Raw genomic sequence first — 16,949 nt, forward strand, 5'->3', positions numbered from 1 at the left:
CTCCGCCCCGGCAACAATCCCCCCTGCCGCCGCTGCCACCACGGCCACCAGCCCCAAAAGGGCTCGGCCCCGCTGTCCACGTGTCTCGCTCATTACCGGTACACCAATTCCTTCACGCATCGGACTGGGTGCAGCGATGATAGCAGCCCTGAGACGGGACCAGCTGCTCATCCCGACCACCTGCCCCGTCCTTGGCCCCCTCGCCGCCTCTACCCGTCGGGGCTACCCCGACACACTATCGATGCAGTTCTATCGATCCATGTAAAATCGCGCCGTAACCTTGCCGTTTCCACGACCGCAACCAAGAGGATCCACCCATGTACAAGGATTGGGCCAGCACCGCCGACGAACTCTCCGCGCTGTTCAAGGAGGTCCGCAAGGGCCAGCCAGATGTTGCCAAGGGGTTCTCGGCCATCGCCCAGGCCGCGACCGCCGACGGGGCGCTCTCGCCCAAGACCAAGGAATTGATCGCGGTCGCGATCAGTGTGGCGACCCGTTGTGACGGTTGTATCGCCTTCCACACTAAGGCCGCGGCCAAGCATGGCGCCACCCGCGACGAGATCCTCGAGATGATCGGTGTCTCGGTCTACATGGGCGGCGGTCCCTCGATGACCTACGGGGCCCAGGCCCTAGAGGCCTTCGACCAGTTCGCCGCGGATCGTTAGTGCGGTAAAAAGTCCACTCCAAAAGGGAGCGCTTGATAAGCATCAAAACCACGCCGTACGGTAGGGAAGACCACTTGCTCCCTACCGTACGGCACACCGGAGTGCAGCCTGGAATCCATGGAACAGCAAATCCCCAAACGTCGCGTGCTCGAGCAGTTCGCGGTCATCGCCAAGGCGGTGGGACACGAATACCGCCTGGAACTGCTCGAGCTAGTTGCGCAGCGGGAACGCAGCGTCGAGGCCCTGACGCAGTTGACCCAGCTGCCCGTGGGCAGCGTCTCGCAACATCTGCAGCAGCTCCGGCGCGCCGGCCTGGTGACCGCCCGCAAAGAGGGTAAGTACGTCTACTACGCGCTCGCCGACGAGGAGGTTTTGACCCTGATGTCGACCCTGCGCCGGGTGGCCGAGCGCAACATAGCCGAGGTCAATCAGCTGATTGCGCAGTACTTCGAGGACCACCAGGACCTGGACACACTCTCGTCGGCGGAGCTCCTTGAGCGCCTGCAGCGTAACGAAGTCACTTTGATCGACGTCCGCCCGCCCGAGGAGTACGCCTCCGGACACTTGCCGGGCGCCATCAACGTACCCCTGGATGAACTCGAGGCCCGGCTCCAAGACTTGCCCGCCGAGCAACAGGTGGTCGCCTACTGCCGGGGACCGTTCTGCGCCCTGGCTCGCGACGCCGTGCGCCGACTGCGCCGCCAAGGCGTTGACGCAACCCGGCTCAACCAAGGCTTCCCGGAGTGGAAGGCCGAGGGGCTCCCGGTTCAATAAGAGGGTTTACCAGTTCAACCACTTGCGGCACTCGCCCTCGGCGTCGGCCGCCACGGTCTCGGCATCCACCTGCTCCGGGCGCCATTCGCGTACCTGCCCCTGACACTCCAGGTGCAGGACCGGATACTGCGGCCGCGCCGTGTCCCCGTGCAGCGCAGGGAACGCAAAGGACGGCTTGTGATAGAGGCGGCCCTCCACGGTGTAGACGCAGCTTCCCTCCGAGTCGGTTGCGACCATCAATCTGGCCCAGTGCTCGTTGTGCTCGACAAGGGCGGCAAACCCCTCGGCGATCAGGGTGTCGCGGGCCCGCCACAAGCCGGGTAGCACCGCCTCCCGGAAGCTTTGCTCGAGTTGTTGCTCGGCGTCACGGAGCTGTGCTTGCGCCGCCTCGGCATCGGCCATCTGGGGTTCGCCGCTTTTGAGGAGCTTTCTCAGCCAGCGTCTCATTGACGTTTCGTCCTTGTCTGCGGAGTGTCCGAGCTGCCCCGCGGCGGCCATCCACGGCGCCGCCGCCGGCGCTCATCCAGATAGCGGAACAGCCGTTCTAGCTTCGGCTCGGGGATGGGGCTGATCATGTCCGACTGCTGCGCATCGGCACGGAACGCCGCCCACAGCCCCCAGGCCATGAGCAGAAGGATCAGTGACAACGGCAGCGCCGCCGCAATGGTGACTGTTTGCAAGGCCTGTAGCCCGCCGGCGATCAACAGCACCGCGGCCACGGCACCGGTCATGGTGCTCCAGAAGATCTTCTGCAGCAGCGGCGGATTGGGGTTGCCGCCGGAGGCCAGGACATTCATGACCAGCGCCCCCGAGTCTGCCGACGTCACGAAATAGCCCACCACCACGGCGGTAGCCAGTGGAACCGTGATCGCCGCCAGGGGCAGCGCCTCGAGCATGGCGTAGAGCGCCTGCGGCACGCTCTCCTGTACCACTGCCGCGATGCCGGCGCCGGCCTGATCCAGATGCAGTGCACCCGCGCCGAAGGCGGTCAGCCAGACGAAGGTGAACAGCGTCGGTACCAACAACACGCCGAGGATGAACTCCCCCACCGTCCGCCCGCGGGAGACCCGGGCGATGAACATGCCCACGAACGGACACCACGAGATCCACCACCCCCAGTAGAACAGCGTCCAGTCGGCCTGCCAGTCGGGGCTCCGAAACGCGTCGGTCCGGAAGGTCAGCTCCACGAGGCCGTCCACATAGTGGCCGAGGGATTCAAAAAAGCCGGCCAGGACCAGCCGGGTCGGCCCGGCGATCAGCACGAACAACATCAGCGCCGCACCGAGGAACAGATTGGCGCGTGAGAGAAGACGGATCCCGTTGTTCAATCCGCTGACCACGGAGATGGTCGCCGCCCCCATGATGGCGATGATCAGCCCGATCTGGTGCGTCAGTGACTCCTCCAGCAGCCCGACCCGTGCCAATCCGGAGTTGACCTGCATAACCCCCAACCCCAGGGATGTCGCCACTCCGAGCACGGTCCCCACCACCGCCATGGTGTCGACCAGATCGCCAATGACGCCGTGTATACGCTGTCCGAGCAGCGGGTAGAGCGCCGAGCGAAGAGACAACGGCAAGTCGTGGCGGTAGGAGAAAAACGCCAGCGAGAGCGCGACGATGATGTAGATCGCCCAAGGGTGCAAACCCCAGTGGAAGAAAGTGATCTGCAGCGCCTCGAGGGCCGCATCCGGCGTACCCGGCTCGGCCCGGGGCGGATCGGCGAAGTGCATCAGCGGTTCGGCAACGCTGTAGAACAGCAGGCCGATGCCCATACCCGCCGAGAAGAGCATGGCGAACCACGACAGGTAGCTGTACTCCGGATAGGAGTCGGGCGGCCCCAGACGCAGCCTGCGGAAATCAGGACGCAGCAGCACCACCAAAACGAAACCGAGTAGGAACGCAACGACACCGGTGTAGACCCAGCCCAGCTCGACGGCAATGAACGTCTGCAGCCGGGCGATCCCATCACCCATCGCCTCGGTCCAGACGGCGGCGGCCACCACCAGGGTCACCACCAGGGCTGCTGCCGGCAGAAAGACCCTAGGATACATATACCCACCCAAGGGACGCGGATCGACCACCCCGACGGACGCGCGGGGGGGCGGTCATGCTACGTTCGCTCCCAGTCCATGCTCCGGCGCACAGCCTTTTGCCAACCGCTGTAGAGTCGATCACGTTCCTCCTCCGCCATCGACGGTTCGAAGACCCGCTCCAAGGCGACCTGGCGGGCCACGCTCCCCTGATCCCAGACGCCCGCGTTAATACCCGCCAGGTAAGCGGCTCCGAGGGCGGTGGTTTCGGTGATCTCGGGCCGCTCCACCCGCACCCCCAGCACATCGGCCTGGAACTGCATCAGCACGTTGTTGGCCACGGCCCCGCCGTCGACTCGGAGCGCCTTGAGCGGCAGCCCGGAGTCACGCCCCATGGCATCGATCACGTCCCGGGTCTGATAGGCCAGCGCATCCAGGGTCGCGCGGGTGACATGCTCCTTCCGCGTCCCCCGCGTCAGCCCGAAGATCGCGCCCCGGGCGTACATGTCCCAGTACGGGGCACCGAGCCCAGCGAAAGCCGGTACGACGTAGACCCCACCGGCGTCTGGCACCTTGCCGGCGAAGTACTCCGAATCCTCCGCCGAGTCGATCAGCTTCAACTCGTCGCGCAGCCACTGGATGGCGGCGCCGGCGATGAAGATCGCCCCCTCGAGGGCGTACTCCACCCGACCGTCAATGCCCCAGGCGATGGTGGTGAGCAGGCCCGACTCCGAGACCGCGGGTTGCTCACCGGTATGCATCAGCAGGAAACAGCCGGTGCCGTAAGTGTTCTTGGCCATGCCCGGCTCGAAGCAGGCCTGCCCGAACAGTGCCGCCTGCTGATCTCCGGCGATGCCGGCAATGGGGATCTGCGCTCCGCCGAGCATATCCGGGTCCGTGGTCCCGAAATGCCCACAGGAGGGGCGCACCTCCGGCAGCAGCGTCCGCGGGATCGCCAGCGCCTCAAGCAGTTCGTCGTCCCAGGCCAGGCGATGGATGTCGTAGAGCATGGTGCGCGAGGCGTTGCTGTAGTCGGTGACGTGGCATGCCCCGCGGGTCAGATTCCAGACCAGCCAGGTATCCATGGTGCCGAACAGCAGCTCACCCTGCTCGGCTCGTTCGCGTGCTCCCGCGACATTGTCGAGCAACCAGCGGATCTTGGTGCCCGAGAAGTAGGCATCGATCACCAGGCCGGTGGTGTCACGCACTTTCCGCTCCAGATCGCGCTCCTTGAGCGACTCGCACAGGGCGGCCGTGCGTCGGTCCTGCCAGACGATCGCATTGTGAATCGGGCGCCCCGTGTGGCGATCCCAGATCACGGTGGTCTCGCGCTGGTTGGTGATCCCGATGGCGTGGAGTTCGGCCGGCTTGACCCCATGCACCTCGAGAACTTCCCGCACCACCCCCATCTGCGCGCCCCAGATCTCCATGGCGTCGTGTTCCACCCAGCCCGGGTGCGGGTAATACTGCGTCAGCTCCTTCTGCGCGACGCCCACGATCTGCGCCCGCTGATCAAAGAGAATCGCACGGCAGCTGGTGGTGCCCTGATCCAGGGCCAGGATGTAGCGCTGCTGCATGGTTCGACTCCTTCGCTGCGTCCCCCGGCCTGCTTTCAGCGCGGGCCGCTGCCCCGATCATCTCTGCCCGGCCGACGATTGCAAAGAGGCTCGCGAGACTTTGCCGCTGCTGTGCGCTTTCTTGCTAGGGTTCACGCTGGTGGAACCAGATTCCCACGCTGCAACCGATGAGCCAGCCCGATGAGTGGACGGATCCCCGCGGAGCTCGAACACCCCTACGACCTGATCGTCATTGGCGCCGGGATCAATGGCGCCGGCATCGCCCGGGACGCAGCGCTGCGCGGACTCCGGGTACTGGTCCTGGAACAGGACGATATCGGCGGTGCCACCTCCGCCTGGAACAGCCGCCTGGTCCACGGCGGGCTGCGCTACCTCGAACACGGCGAGATCGGGCTGGTCCGGGAGTCTCTGCGCGATCGCGAGATCCTGCTGCGCACCGCCCCCCACCTGGTCACGCCCCTGCCCCTGCTCATCCCTCTCTACGCCGGCCAGCGGCGGGGCCCCGGAATGGTGCGCCTGGGCATGCTCGCCTACGACTTCCTATCCTTGGACAAAAGCCTGCCTTGCCACCGCATGTACGACCGCGCCACAGTCCGTGCCGTCGAACCAGGCCTGGCCGAGCAGGGCCTACTCGGCGCCGCGCGCTATTACGACGCCCAAGTCGCTTACCCGGAGCGGCTGACCCTGGAGAATCTCCTCTGCGCCCGTGCCCACGGAGCCACGGTCTATACCCACGCCCGGGCGCGGCGGGTGCAACGGGAAGCGGCCACGGGTCGTGTCACCGGGGTCGAGATCGAGGACCAGCTCACCGGCGAAACCGCCAGGGCGCGAAGCGCATCGGTGATCAATGTCGCCGGCCCGTGGGTCGACCACCTCCTTGAGGCCACCGCACCCGAGTTCCCGCGGCGCATCGGCGGCACCAAAGGCACGCACATCGTCGTCCCCCCCTTCCCCGGTGCTCCGGGCCACGCGCTCTATGCCGAGGCCCGAGAGGATGGGCGCCCCTACTTCACACTGCCCTGGAACGGGCTCTATCTGATCGGTACCACCGATACCCGCTACGATGCAGACCCCGGGACCGCAGCCCCCACCGAGGACGAAATCCGCTACCTCCTCGATGAGACCAACCGGCTCCTGCCGGATGCAGGGCTCGAGCGCAGCCAGGTACTGTACGCCTACAGCGGTGTGCGCCCCCTACCCCACGTCGCCGCCGGAGAAACAGGGGCAATTACCCGGCGCCACCTGATCGTCGACCACGAGGATCAGGCGCCAGGGCTGTGGTCGGTGATTGGCGGCAAACTCACCACGTACCGCCACCTGGCCGAGGAAGCAGTGGAGCGGATCGGCCGGTCCCGCGGCTGGCAGCTGCCCCCGTGCCCGACGCGCCGGCGGCCTCTCCCGGGAGCTGCGACCCCGGACCTGGAGACGTTTCGGCGCCGCCTAGCGGCAGCCCATGGGCTAACCCCGGTGCTGGCCCAACGCCTGGCGGCGCTCTACGGCGTCAAGGCCGAGCAGATCGCTGCACGCATGAGCGCGGACCCTCGACTGCAGGAGGTGTTCAGCCCGCAGACTGGGGCCGTCGCCGCGGAGCTGATCCACGCTTTCGAGACGGAGATGTCCGAGACGCTCACCGACGCCCTGATGCGTCGCACGATGGTCGGTCTGGGACCGGCGGCGGGGCTGGATGCGGTGGATAGCGCGGCGTGTATCGCCGGAGCGCACCTCGGGTGGGACCGTGACCGTGTGGCAGCAGAGGCGGAAGGATTCCGCACCTACATCGGCCGGTTCTGCCCGCAGACGACCGCCTCGGCACCCTAGCGGATCGGCCGGGCCTGCTCGGCGGCGGCCCGCTGCTGGGCCCGGCGAGCCCGGACGCGCAGCACGGTCCAGATGATGGAGACGGCAGCAGCCGGCAGGGCAAGCCAGCGCAGCAGCTCGTAGAGCGGTAGATGGTCCGTCACGCTCCACCCCGGTGCATAGAGGCGCACGGCCACCGATGCACTGAGGATCGTGAAGGTCAGAACCGTGGCGGCGTAGTAAGGCTCGCGCCGGCGCAGCCCGGCCGCGCCGAAGGCGGCAACGTGGGCCAGGAAGATCAGCAGCAGTAGGGTCAGACCGTGGTCGGCCATGGCAGCGCGTCCCTTCTCGCTGAACCGGACGGAACGGTCCCCATCATAGCGGCCTCAGCCGGTCCCGGCCACGGCCGGGAAGGCGGTACAGGGGGGATATCAGTCGCCCCCGGTTCCCGGCTCGAAGTCCAGCTCGGCCAGCTCGCCGAGCACCGCACTGGCGATGTTGGTCAGGTGCGCGGCCACACGCTTGTAGTGGCGAGCGAGCAGCGAATACGCCACCGCCTCGTGGAATTCGATCTCGCCCTCGTCCTCGAACAGCTCCTCGATGAGCTGATCGCAGCGGCGCTGGATGTCCCGCGCCTGCTCGCGGCGCTCACGGGCGGCCTCCTGCTGGTCCGGATCCCGGCACGCCGAGGCCAACGTGCGAAAAATCCCGCCTAACTCCCCTTCGATCTCCTCCAGGGGCTGGTGGTACTTCGCAACGTGGAAGCCCCGTGTGTAGAAGCGCCCGATTTCAAAGACGTTCTTGCAGTAGTCGCCGATGCGCTCCGCATCCCTGGAGACACTCAGTAGCGCCAGACAAACGGGGACATCGTAGCCGGGGTTCACCGTCAGGTGGCGGAGGAGCTTGCGGCGGACCGAGCGCTCGCGGGCGTTGATCCGCCGATCCCGCTCATAGATCGCGTCCTCGGCCTTTTCCGCCGGTACCCGACTGTGCAGCACCTCGTTGGCCCGCTCGAACATCCACGCCCCGTCCTGGAGCATGGCTTCCAGCTCCGCAAAGGCACGGTCGACGGCCGTCTCTCGGGCAAAGGCACTGAGGATTTCGCGGAACATCGCCATCTCCGGTGGGAGCGTTTAACGGTGAATGAGCAACACCTCGGTGACTGCCAGCCCGACAAGCGGCAGCACCAAGAATACCAAGAACAGGAACAGGAACGCGTACGGCATGCTGCGCCCGGCCAGGCGGCCGTACCAGCTGGCCATGCGGATCGGTATATAGCGTAACGGATACCAGATCGCCGTGCCCAACAGATTGAACAGCACGTGCACGAAGGCCACGGTCAGCGCCGCCGAGACGGGGTTGGCCGTAGCAGCCAGGACACTGGTCGCGGTGGTCCCGAGATTCGAGCCCATCATGAACGGCAGGACCCGCCGCATGGGCACCACACCGGCGCCGGCCAGGGGAACCATCAGACTCGTGGTAATCGTGCTGGACTGGACCATTACCGTGGAGATCGCCCCGATCCCGTAGGAGCGCGGATCCGTGCGGAAGAAATAGCTACGGAACAGACCGTCCATGTGCCGCAGCAGGGCCCCGCGGAGATTCTTCACCATGAGCACCAGGGCGAAGAACATGAGCACCAGGCCGCCGGCAGCCACCAGCAGGCCCTCCGTGCCCCCGGTCGACGCCAGCGCACTCCCGCCCGACTCGAACACGGCCACGATCGGCGCGGTCACCACCCCCACCGGGCTGTCCGGTCGCGCCACTTCCGGCAGACCGACCAACTCGGCAAGCCAGGCAGCGGTCTGGGTGATCACGCCCCGGCCACTCTCGGCGAGAGCCGAGGTCACCCACTCCAGCGGGAAGAGCACGGCAACCGTGAGGATGTTGAAGAAGTCGTGGAGCAGCGCCGCAGTGAACGAGCGCCGGAAGGTCCGGCGGATCCGCATATTCGCCAGCGCCACGAGGAGGGCGGTGACCGAGGTGCCGATGTTCGCGCCCATGATGGCGAACACCGCCGTGCCCAGGGTCATCTCGCCGGTCGCCACCAAGGTGACGATCAGCGCCGTCGTGAACGATGAACTCTGCACGATGGCCGTGACCAGCACGGCACCGAGTAGCGCGATGAACGGGTTCTCGCCATATTCGAAGGCGCGGACGAAGAAGTCGCTGGCCTCGCCGAAAGTCCCCAGCCCGCTGCCGATGACGTTCAGCGCGGCCAGGAAGAGGTACAGACAGAGCCCGGCATAGACCCCGCGCAGCCAGGCCGGCACCTCACGATGCCGGACGACTGCCGGGTCCACCCCGGCAGCGGAGGCTGATTTGCCTTGTGCCATCAGCTGATCGCCCCTGTGTCCAGAACGGTCACCCGGCACGCACCGCGAAGCCCCGCGGCCGGGCGAACCGTAAGCTGCCCACCCGGCTCATGACAGTCAAGTTACAGTTTCATTGCAGCCAATAGGCCGAGCGCCCTGCCCAGGGTCACCCCGAGGGGCGCACCCAGGCGGTGATCCCCACCATCCGCTCGATACGCACCCGATCGCCCGGACGCAGCTCCTGCCCGTCGGCCCCGCGCGCGGGGAAGACCTCGTCATCGACCAGCACTCCGATCCCCTGCCCCCGCCGAACCAGGACACCGCATCGTCCTGCATAGGCATCGGCCGGGGCGACCATCCGGTGGGCGTAGGCCCCGGCAAAACGCTGCGCAAGGCGGTAACCGGTCGGCAGGAGGATCAGTGTGGTGACCAGATAGATCAGCAGCTGGTGAGAGACGGCCATGTCCGCCTTCACTGACGTCACCACCGCCAGAACGAAGGCGGCCACGGCCAGATCCACCAGGAACAGGTGACCACCGAAGAGAGCCGCTGTCACGAGTAGCAGGATGCCGCCGGCCAGCCAGATCCAGGATGGGTCGAACATGCACACCTCCAGCTCGCGGCCACTTTCAGTCTAATCCACAAAAACTGTGGAAGGCCCTGTGGAAAACCCTGCCCCGCCCCGATCCCGTGCGGACCTGCGGCAGGTGGCGATTTTTTCGCCGGCTAGCCGCACCCACCCCGGGGTACGCTATCCTGAGCGGCCGAAACCGGACGCCGGCTCTATTCCCTGGCTCATCAACGAAGGTCTTTGATGCGACTGATCGGCCCCTTATCCACTGTCGGCCTGCTGCTCGGCACCCTGTTCTTTGCCTTCTCGCTGACCCCGAGCCTGGTCCCCCGCCCCTTCGCCTTCCAGGGCGCCATCTCCGGCCTGTCCCTGACCGCGGGATACGCCATTGGTGCCGGGATGAGCGGGCTGTGGCACTACCTGCAACTCCCCGAGCTGCGCGGGCGGCTCGAGCGCATGGTGCGCTGGCTGGCCGTGGCCGGTTGCGCCCTGGTCGCGGTCACCTTCATGTGGCGCGCGGCCGGCTGGCAGGATGCGGTGCGCGCACAGATGGAGCTGGAACCGGCCGGCGGGCTGCCACCGATCGGTGCCGCGCTGGTTGCCTTGCTGGTCTTTGCCGCCGCCCTGCTCCTGGCCCGGCTCTTCCGTGGGACCTTCCGCTTCCTGTCCCAGCGCCTGCAGCGTTACATCCCCCGCCGGGTGTCGCAACTGGCCGGGGTCGTGGTCGCCGTGGGCCTGTTCTGGGCGGTGATCGACGGCGTGCTGTTCACCATGGCCCTGCGCGCTGCCGACAGCTCCTACCAGCAGGTCGACGCCCTCATCGAGGCGGATCAGGAGCGTCCGAGTGAATCCGAACGCGCAGGCAGCCCGGACTCGTTCGTCGACTGGAAGGATCTCGGCCGTCAGGGCCGCAGCTTCGTCTCCTCGGGCCCCACGGCGACGGAGCTCGAGTCGTTTATCGATAAGCCGACCCCCACGCCCATCCGCATCTATATCGGCCTGAACGCCGCTGAGACGCCCGAGGAGCGCGCCCGGCTTGCCCTTCAGGAGCTTCACCGCACTGACGCCTTCGAACGGTCGGTGCTGGTCCTCGCCACACCCACCGGAACCGGCTGGATCGACCCGGCGGCCGCCGACCCGGTGGAGTACCTCCACCGCGGGGACATTGCCACGGTCACCGCGCAGTACTCCTACCTGCCCAGCCCGCTGGCCCTGATGGTGGAGGGGGGATACGGGGCGGAGATGGCCCGGGCCCTGTTCGAGGCCGTCTACGGACACTGGCGGACGCTGCCGGAGGATGAGCGCCCGGCGCTCTATCTCCACGGACTAAGCCTGGGTGCCCTCAACTCCGATCGCGCCTTCGACGTCTTCGATATCATCCAGGACCCCTTCGACGGCGCCCTCTGGAGCGGTCCCCCGTTTCGCAGCGAGACCTGGCGAACCGTCACCGAGCGCCGCGATGAGGGATCGCCGGCCTGGCTGCCGGAGTTCCGTGATGGTGAGGTGGTCCGCTTCATGAATCAGGAGACCCGGCTCGATGCCACCGGCGAGGAATGGGGACCATTCCGGATTGCCTTCCTGCAATACGCCAGCGATCCGATCACCTTCTTCAGCCCAAGCATCCTTTACCGGGAACCCGACTGGATGAGTGAGCCCCGCGGGCCGGACGTCTCTTCGGAGCTGCGCTGGTACCCGGTGGTGACCATGCTTCAGCTGGCCGCGGACATGGCCGCCGGCGGCGCCCCAGCCGGCTACGGACACACCTACGCAGTAGAGGACTACATCGACGCCTGGGTTGATCTCACCGAGCCGGAGAGCTGGGACAGCGACGATCTGGATCAGCTACGCCAGCATCTGGGCGGCTGAAGGCAGCGCCCGGGGAACCCCGCGGTGGCGTTCCGGTCCACTTGCCAGGCAAGGGTGGATCGCCTTTTAATGAATATTTTTGAATACCTTAGAGAGGTTACCTATGCTCAAGCGCATCCTCATCCCGCTGGCCATCGCCCTGCCGGTACTGGGTCTACTCTACGTCGGCCTGGGCATGGACTCCGAGGAGCTGCCCTCGCCCCTGGTCGGCGAACAGGCACCGCCTTTCGAGCTGGAAGACCTCCACGATGGGGACGAGACGATCACCCATGAGGATTTCGTCGGCGACGTGGCTGTCGTCCACGTGTGGGGATCCACCTGCCCGGTCTGCCACGAGGACTTCCCCCACCTTGAGCGCCTCTCGGAGCACGGGGTCAAGGTCTACGCCTTTAACTACCGCGACGACCGCGCGCAGGCCCTGCAGTATCTCCGGGTGCGCGGTGATCCCTACGATCGCATCGCCCACGACCCCGAGGGCGAGGCAGGTATGGAGTGGGGCGTCTACGCCACCCCGGAGACCTACGTACTGGATGAGGACGGCACCATCACCTACAAGGAGATCGGGCCGCTCGATGAGGAGGTGGTGGAAGAGGAGATCCTCTCGCTGGTTGATTGAACCGCAGCGCTGGGCCACGGCCGCGGATGGCCGTGGCCCAGCGCCACCCACTTACGCCACCGCCCCGACCCCTCCCTGGACGCGACGCAGCGCGTCGAGCTTCCTGAGTGCGCCCCCGGTGGCCAGTGCCTCCTTGGCCTGTTCCGTGGCCCGTGCCGGGCTTGGGGCCCGGTCGGCGAGCCAGAGCAACGCGGCCGCATTCATGGCGAAGAAATCGGCCTCCGGCGTATCGTAGCGGCCTTCAAGGGTCGCCAGGATGCGCTGCGCGTTATCCTCGGCGCGATTACTGCTGGCGATCTGTGCCAGCGGCCGCGTCGGTAGCCCGAAATCCGCCGGGGTCACCTCGAACGTGTCGATCCGCCCAGCCTTGAGCTGCACGAGCCGCGTCGGGCCGCAGGGCGAGACTTCATCCATGCCGAACCGCGGATCCTCGCCTTCGGCTCGACCGAATGGGGCCAGCGCCGCCTGCATACCGATCTCGCGCAGGATCGCCACCAGCTGATCGCACACCCCGGGCGAATAGGCCCCGATCACGATATGACTGGTACGGGCACAAGGCATGGCCAGCGGGCCGACAATGTTGAACGCCGACGTAAAGCGCATGCGCTGGATCAGCCGCGCCCATCCAGACCGCAGGAACGCCTCGCCGGGCAAATAGCCAATGCCGTGGGCCTCCAGGCAGGCCTCGGCCCGCGCCATCGGGGCCTCCAGGTCTACGCCGAGGCGCTCTAGGACGTCGGATGCGCCGGATACCCCGGTGACCAGTCGCGCCCCCTTCTTGGCCACCGGTAATCCACAGGCGGCGGCGATCAGGGCCGCAGGGGTCGATGCGTTGACCGTCTTCAGGGAGTCGGAGCCAGTGCCGACGATGTCGCCCACAGGGCCGTCCACCCGCGGGTGAATCTTCACCGTATCGTGGGCATCGAGGGCATCCCAGGCCCCGGAAAACTCCTCGGTAGTGGGTCCCCGGGCCTGATGGGCCGCCAAGAAGGCGCCCTGCTGGAGCTCGGGCTGCTCGTTCAGGATGACCTGCCGATAAGCGTCCGCAGCCTCTTCCCGGGACAGCTCCTCCCCACGGGCCAGCCGGCTGATTATCTTTCCGAAGCCCCGCAGTGCTTCTTCTTCACTGGACATAACTGATTCCCTGTAGCGGTTGCCTTTCAAGCCTGGTAACCGGCCCCCTCCGGGCGCACGACAAAACGCAGAACACCCCCCTGCCCCACTCGACGCAGGGCGTCCGGGCTCTCTTCCAGGGATATCACCGCCTCGATCAGCGCCCCGGCCGCCTTCCGGTACCCGGCCAACAGGTCCACCGCCTCCGTTACTGAGGCGTGCGTGCACCCGAAAGCCCCCACCAGATGCAGCTGCCGATAGTGCACCTCGTTCAGGCGCGAAAGATCATTCCTACCGGCCTCCTGCCGCAGGCCGCTGAAAACGACGTATCGCCCCCCGGAGCGCAACCGCTGAAGCCCCGCACACAGGGCGTGGCTCGACGAAGTGGCGTTGATGGCCACGTCCCAGCCATACCCGGGCTCCTCCCGCGTGACCACCACGCCGCTCAGGGACTGGAAGCGACTGCTCAGTGCGGCTTTCTCCGCATCGACCTCCACAACCAGCGGTTGGGCGCCCCGCGCTCGGGCCGCCAGCGCCAGCAGCAGCCCTACTGGCCCGCCACCGTGGATCAACACCCGCTCCCCCGCCTCGACCCCGGCCTGGTTCAGCGCGTTGACGCCGCAGCCCAGCGGCTCGGCCAGACAGACCACGGCATCCGGCACCTCCCCCGGTACCGGCACCAGGCTGCTACGCGGAACGCGCACCCGCTGCGCAATGCCCCCATCACGATGGAACCCGAGAACCGCCACTGCCCGGCAGAGGTTCTCGGCGCCAGACCGGCAGGCCTGACAGCGGCCACAGCTCGCCCCGGGCCAGACCGCATAGCGACGCCCATCCTCGCCGCGGACACACAGCTCATGCCCGAGGACACGGGGCAACACCAGATCTCGATGTCCGGACTGCCACATGCGTGCATCCGTCCGACAGATCGCGGCAGCGAGGACGTGCAGCACGACCTCCTCCGCCGTATCCGCCGGCAGCGCCTGTTCGACGATCCGCGCCTGCCCCGGCGCCTCGAGTCGCAGTGCCCGCACCGGCATCAAGCCACTGCACGCCAACATCGACGCCGGCACCGGTCAGTCATCGCTGCCCCCGCCCTCCTCGGCGGCCCCACCGCGATGCCCCTCCAGTGCCTGGACACGACGGAAGAGGCTGTCGAGCTGCGTAAAACGAACCGTGTTGCGTCGCCACTGCCGGACCGGTTGCGCCGGCAGCGGCGAGGCGTAGGCGCCGGGCTCCCGAATCGATCCGGTGACCCCGGTCATCCCCATCAGAGAGACGCCGTCGGCGATGCGGATGTTGTCGGTGATCGCGACCAGCCCGCCAATCATGCAATCCCGTCCGATGATGGTGCTGCCCGCAACGACTGCGGCGCCAGCGATGACGGTACGGGCACCCACGCGGCAGTTGTGGGCGATGTGGACGTGGTCATCGAGCTTGACCCCGGCCTCGATGACCGTGTCCTCAAGCGCCCCGCGGTCCACCGTGGCATTGGCACCGATCTCAACGTCATCGCCGATTTCGACCGCGCCGATCTGCGGAACCTTGCGCCACCCCTTGCCATCGGGCAGAGGGGCATAACCGAAGCCATCGGCACCGATCACCGCTCCGGCATGGATACGCACCCGTTCACCGGTGCGACACCCGCCACCGAGCACCGCATTGGGACCGAGCCAGCCGCCCGCCCCCAGCCGGGCCGCGGCTCCGACGAAGGCTCCCGGAGCCACTGTACTGCCCGCGCCGAGCATCGCCCCGGCCTCGACCACCGCGTTGGGACCGACACTGACCCCGTCTTCCAGCACAGCCTCCGACGAGACCACGGCACCGGACTGGACCCCCGTCGGCGCCGGCGCCTCGGGATGTAGAAGCTCCACCGCGTCGATGAAGGCCAGGTAGGGGTCGCCCACCACCAGCGCGGTGACCGGGCACTCGCTCTCGTATTCGGCGCGCACCAGCACGGCCGCCGCGGCGCAGCGGCGCAGGTCGCTCAAGTGGCGCTGGCTGGTGCAGAAGGCTACGGCATCATCCCCGGCCCCGAGCAGCGTGGCGGCACGGCGGACCGGGCGGTCCCCGTCACCGGCCACCCGAGCGCCGACCCGCGCGGCGAGTTCCTGGATGGTCATGGCGCTGGTCATGCTTCCTCCTGGCGGCGGTGTTCGCGGAGCCGGCCCCGACCGGGCCCATCCCGGATCCCCGCACGCGCCCCGGCCCCCCACTGTAGCCGAGGGATCGTAACCGAACGGGTTGCCCGGCCTCCAGCCGGCTCCGATCAGATCCGCCAGAAGGGCGGATAGCCAACGGCGTCCTGCGGGTTGCGGTAGATGCGCGAGCGAATCTCGCGTTCCCGCGCGATGATCTCCATCGAGCTGTCACCGGTGATCCACAGCTGCTGGAGCATCACGCCTGCGGCGGACAGTTCCGCCTCTCGGATGACCTCGTCGCGTTGGCGCACATGACGGATCAGGACGCCCTGCTCGGCCTCCAGTGCATCCACGTAATCGTAATCGAGGATATCCCCCACCCGGCCCGGCTCCCGGGCGGTGATCAGCACGATGAGCGTGAATCGGTGCGGCGCCCCCGCGCGCCACTGATCCCAAGGCGTGGGACGAGCCGGCCGCTGGCCAGCGGCGAGGAGTAGATTGTCCGCATAGAGCGAACTACCGAAGGAGTAGCGGTAGTTGTAGTGGTAACTGTGAGCCGCTCGCGGGTTGATCTCGGTCAGGTGCAGCGAGCCGTCTGGCATCACCCAGAACTCCAGATTGAAGAACTGGTTGCGGTACCCGAGAGCGGCCAGTCGCTGCATGTAGGCGGAGACCCACGCCTCGATGGTGTCGGCCATGTCCCGGCTGATCGATACCGGCGGCGTCAGGTAGCCGAGCGCCTGATGGTTGGAGAAGTAGATCTCCTCGGTCAGGCCGTAGTGGACAACCTGGCCATCGGCGGTGACATAGCCCTCGTAGCAGTATTCCGTGGCGCGGCTCATATCCACCAGATGCTCGGCCACGAAGGGGGGTGCCAGCGCCGGCACCTGCTGCGGTGCCACCCCCTCGAGGTAGGCCGCACACTGCCGCGCCAGCGCCCGCTGCAGCTCCCGGTCCTGCCGGTAATCGGCCAGCACCCGGCGCAACTCCTCCAGGTTGGCGATACGGAAGATCCCCCGGCCGAGCGACAGCGAGGTGTTCTTCAGCATGAAGGGCCACTCGTGCGCCGGGATTCGTGCGGCGATCTGTTCATCGCTCTCCTGAAGCGGGTCGACCGGGGCGTAGAAGAAGGCATCCCGCTCCAGGGTCCGCATCAGGTACTTGTTCATGCAGTAGAAGAAAGCCACCCGCGAAGGGACTGGGTTGCCCAGGCGCTCATTGATGAGCAGATGGTGGAAGGCGTCCTTCTGCGCGAACCCGGCGACAGCCACGACCCCCTGCTCCCGGCAGAACCGCGCCGTGGAGCTGATTTCACCTTCGCTCCAGTGCTCAGGGTGGAGACGCACCACCTCATGTTCCTGCTCCAGCTCCGCCAGCGCCGGCTCCATGTAGGGCTGAGGATTGATAACGCCGAACTTCATATCGGTTTCCCCCTGCAACCAAGATCGCCAGCACGGTTTCGCGCGCCTCGCTGAGGATAGCGG

At 67.0% G+C, this 16,949-nt stretch carries 16 protein-coding genes; 5 read left to right on the top strand and 11 right to left on the bottom strand.

The window, feature by feature from the left end; translation table 11 throughout:
- Positions 1-317: 317 nt before the first annotated feature.
- Together CCR79_RS00665 and CCR79_RS00670 are read left to right on the top strand one after the other, a co-directional pair.
- Positions 318-665 (top strand): carboxymuconolactone decarboxylase family protein, encoded by a 348-nt coding sequence (locus tag CCR79_RS00665; protein WP_201167428.1) that lies wholly within the window; start codon positions 318-320, stop codon positions 663-665.
- 117 nt (positions 666-782) lie between these two features.
- Entirely contained in the window at positions 783-1,439 is a 657-nt protein-coding gene (locus tag CCR79_RS00670) for an ArsR/SmtB family transcription factor (protein ID WP_201167441.1), read from the top strand.
- Between the two features lie 6 nt (positions 1,440-1,445).
- Here the strand turns inward: CCR79_RS00670 and CCR79_RS00675 are convergent, their stop codons facing one another.
- Genes CCR79_RS00675 through glpK form a run of 3 tightly spaced genes read right to left on the bottom strand, consistent with a single transcriptional unit; the run spans position 1,446 to position 5,046 of the window.
- Positions 1,446-1,886: a hypothetical protein gene (locus tag CCR79_RS00675; RefSeq protein ID WP_201167444.1), complete on the bottom strand. Its 441-nt coding sequence runs from the start codon at positions 1,884-1,886 to the stop codon at positions 1,446-1,448.
- On the bottom strand, positions 1,883-3,490 hold the full coding sequence (locus CCR79_RS00680) for a BCCT family transporter (protein ID WP_207189755.1): 1,608 nt from the start codon (positions 3,488-3,490) through the stop codon (positions 1,883-1,885). The genes CCR79_RS00675 and CCR79_RS00680 overlap by 4 nt, the downstream gene beginning before the upstream one ends.
- A 59-nt stretch (positions 3,491-3,549) precedes the next feature.
- A complete protein-coding gene (gene glpK / locus CCR79_RS00685) occupies positions 3,550-5,046 on the bottom strand; it encodes a glycerol kinase GlpK (RefSeq protein WP_201167464.1) in 1,497 nt (498 codons plus the stop codon).
- Positions 5,047-5,226: 180 nt separating this feature from the next.
- Between glpK and CCR79_RS00690 the strand changes: the two genes are divergently transcribed.
- Positions 5,227-6,864 (top strand): glycerol-3-phosphate dehydrogenase/oxidase, encoded by a 1,638-nt coding sequence (locus tag CCR79_RS00690; RefSeq protein ID WP_201167466.1) that lies wholly within the window; start codon positions 5,227-5,229, stop codon positions 6,862-6,864.
- On the opposite strand, the gene CCR79_RS00695 is transcribed toward CCR79_RS00690, so the two are convergent.
- The 4 genes from CCR79_RS00695 to CCR79_RS00710 all read right to left on the bottom strand — a co-directional run bounded on the left by CCR79_RS00695 (position 6,861) and on the right by CCR79_RS00710 (position 9,762).
- On the bottom strand, positions 6,861-7,175 hold the full coding sequence (locus CCR79_RS00695; protein WP_201167469.1) for a hypothetical protein: 315 nt from the start codon (positions 7,173-7,175) through the stop codon (positions 6,861-6,863). The genes CCR79_RS00690 and CCR79_RS00695 overlap by 4 nt on opposite strands.
- A gap of 99 nt (positions 7,176-7,274) precedes the next feature.
- Complete coding sequence (locus CCR79_RS00700; RefSeq protein ID WP_201167471.1) at positions 7,275-7,955, bottom strand: phosphate signaling complex PhoU family protein; 681 nt, start codon at positions 7,953-7,955, stop codon at positions 7,275-7,277.
- Positions 7,956-7,976: 21 nt separating this feature from the next.
- Entirely contained in the window at positions 7,977-9,179 is a 1,203-nt protein-coding gene (locus tag CCR79_RS00705; RefSeq protein WP_201167474.1) for a Na/Pi symporter, read from the bottom strand.
- A gap of 145 nt (positions 9,180-9,324) precedes the next feature.
- On the bottom strand, positions 9,325-9,762 hold the full coding sequence (locus CCR79_RS00710; RefSeq protein ID WP_201167477.1) for an NfeD family protein: 438 nt from the start codon (positions 9,760-9,762) through the stop codon (positions 9,325-9,327).
- Between the two features lie 210 nt (positions 9,763-9,972).
- Between CCR79_RS00710 and CCR79_RS00715 the strand changes: the two genes are divergently transcribed.
- Positions 9,973-11,595 (top strand): alpha/beta hydrolase, encoded by a 1,623-nt coding sequence (locus CCR79_RS00715; protein ID WP_201167480.1) that lies wholly within the window; start codon positions 9,973-9,975, stop codon positions 11,593-11,595.
- Between the two features lie 103 nt (positions 11,596-11,698).
- Positions 11,699-12,211 carry a DsbE family thiol:disulfide interchange protein gene (locus CCR79_RS00720; RefSeq protein ID WP_201167483.1) on the top strand — a complete coding sequence of 171 codons (513 nt, stop codon included), beginning with the start codon at positions 11,699-11,701 and terminating at the stop codon, positions 12,209-12,211.
- Between the two features lie 51 nt (positions 12,212-12,262).
- On the opposite strand, the gene trpD is transcribed toward CCR79_RS00720, so the two are convergent.
- From trpD to CCR79_RS00740, 4 genes are all read right to left on the bottom strand, one after another.
- Complete coding sequence (gene trpD / locus CCR79_RS00725) at positions 12,263-13,345, bottom strand: anthranilate phosphoribosyltransferase (RefSeq protein ID WP_201167486.1); 1,083 nt, start codon at positions 13,343-13,345, stop codon at positions 12,263-12,265.
- A gap of 26 nt (positions 13,346-13,371) precedes the next feature.
- Positions 13,372-14,358: an alcohol dehydrogenase catalytic domain-containing protein gene (locus CCR79_RS00730; protein ID WP_201167488.1), complete on the bottom strand. Its 987-nt coding sequence runs from the start codon at positions 14,356-14,358 to the stop codon at positions 13,372-13,374.
- 42 nt (positions 14,359-14,400) lie between these two features.
- A complete protein-coding gene (gene lpxD, locus CCR79_RS00735) occupies positions 14,401-15,459 on the bottom strand; it encodes a UDP-3-O-(3-hydroxymyristoyl)glucosamine N-acyltransferase (protein ID WP_201167491.1) in 1,059 nt (352 codons plus the stop codon).
- Between the two features lie 134 nt (positions 15,460-15,593).
- A complete protein-coding gene (locus CCR79_RS00740) occupies positions 15,594-16,886 on the bottom strand; it encodes an ATP-grasp domain-containing protein (RefSeq protein ID WP_201167494.1) in 1,293 nt (430 codons plus the stop codon).
- Between the last annotated feature and the right edge of the window lie 63 nt (positions 16,887-16,949).

It is taken from the genome of Halorhodospira halophila (genome assembly GCF_016653405.1).
Lineage (GTDB): Bacteria > Pseudomonadota > Gammaproteobacteria > Nitrococcales > Halorhodospiraceae > Halorhodospira > Halorhodospira halophila_A.

Excerpts from the sequence above, each read along its gene's own strand:
- CCR79_RS00665 (WP_201167428.1), top strand. The coding sequence starts at position 318 with ATGTACAAGGATTGGGCCAGCACCGCCGACGAACTCTCCGCGCTGTTC.
- CCR79_RS00670 (WP_201167441.1), top strand. The coding sequence starts at position 783 with ATGGAACAGCAAATCCCCAAACGTCGCGTGCTCGAGCAGTTCGCGGTC.
- CCR79_RS00675 (WP_201167444.1), bottom strand. The coding sequence starts at position 1,886 with ATGAGACGCTGGCTGAGAAAGCTCCTCAAAAGCGGCGAACCCCAGATG.
- CCR79_RS00680 (WP_207189755.1), bottom strand. The coding sequence starts at position 3,490 with ATGTATCCTAGGGTCTTTCTGCCGGCAGCAGCCCTGGTGGTGACCCTG.
- glpK (WP_201167464.1), bottom strand. The coding sequence starts at position 5,046 with ATGCAGCAGCGCTACATCCTGGCCCTGGATCAGGGCACCACCAGCTGC.
- CCR79_RS00690 (WP_201167466.1), top strand. The coding sequence starts at position 5,227 with ATGAGTGGACGGATCCCCGCGGAGCTCGAACACCCCTACGACCTGATC.
- CCR79_RS00695 (WP_201167469.1), bottom strand. The coding sequence starts at position 7,175 with ATGGCCGACCACGGTCTGACCCTACTGCTGCTGATCTTCCTGGCCCAC.
- CCR79_RS00700 (WP_201167471.1), bottom strand. The coding sequence starts at position 7,955 with ATGTTCCGCGAAATCCTCAGTGCCTTTGCCCGAGAGACGGCCGTCGAC.
- CCR79_RS00705 (WP_201167474.1), bottom strand. The coding sequence starts at position 9,179 with ATGGCACAAGGCAAATCAGCCTCCGCTGCCGGGGTGGACCCGGCAGTC.
- CCR79_RS00710 (WP_201167477.1), bottom strand. The coding sequence starts at position 9,762 with ATGTTCGACCCATCCTGGATCTGGCTGGCCGGCGGCATCCTGCTACTC.
- CCR79_RS00715 (WP_201167480.1), top strand. The coding sequence starts at position 9,973 with ATGCGACTGATCGGCCCCTTATCCACTGTCGGCCTGCTGCTCGGCACC.
- CCR79_RS00720 (WP_201167483.1), top strand. The coding sequence starts at position 11,699 with ATGCTCAAGCGCATCCTCATCCCGCTGGCCATCGCCCTGCCGGTACTG.
- trpD (WP_201167486.1), bottom strand. The coding sequence starts at position 13,345 with ATGTCCAGTGAAGAAGAAGCACTGCGGGGCTTCGGAAAGATAATCAGC.
- lpxD (WP_201167491.1), bottom strand. The coding sequence starts at position 15,459 with ATGACCAGCGCCATGACCATCCAGGAACTCGCCGCGCGGGTCGGCGCT.
- CCR79_RS00740 (WP_201167494.1), bottom strand. The coding sequence starts at position 16,886 with ATGAAGTTCGGCGTTATCAATCCTCAGCCCTACATGGAGCCGGCGCTG.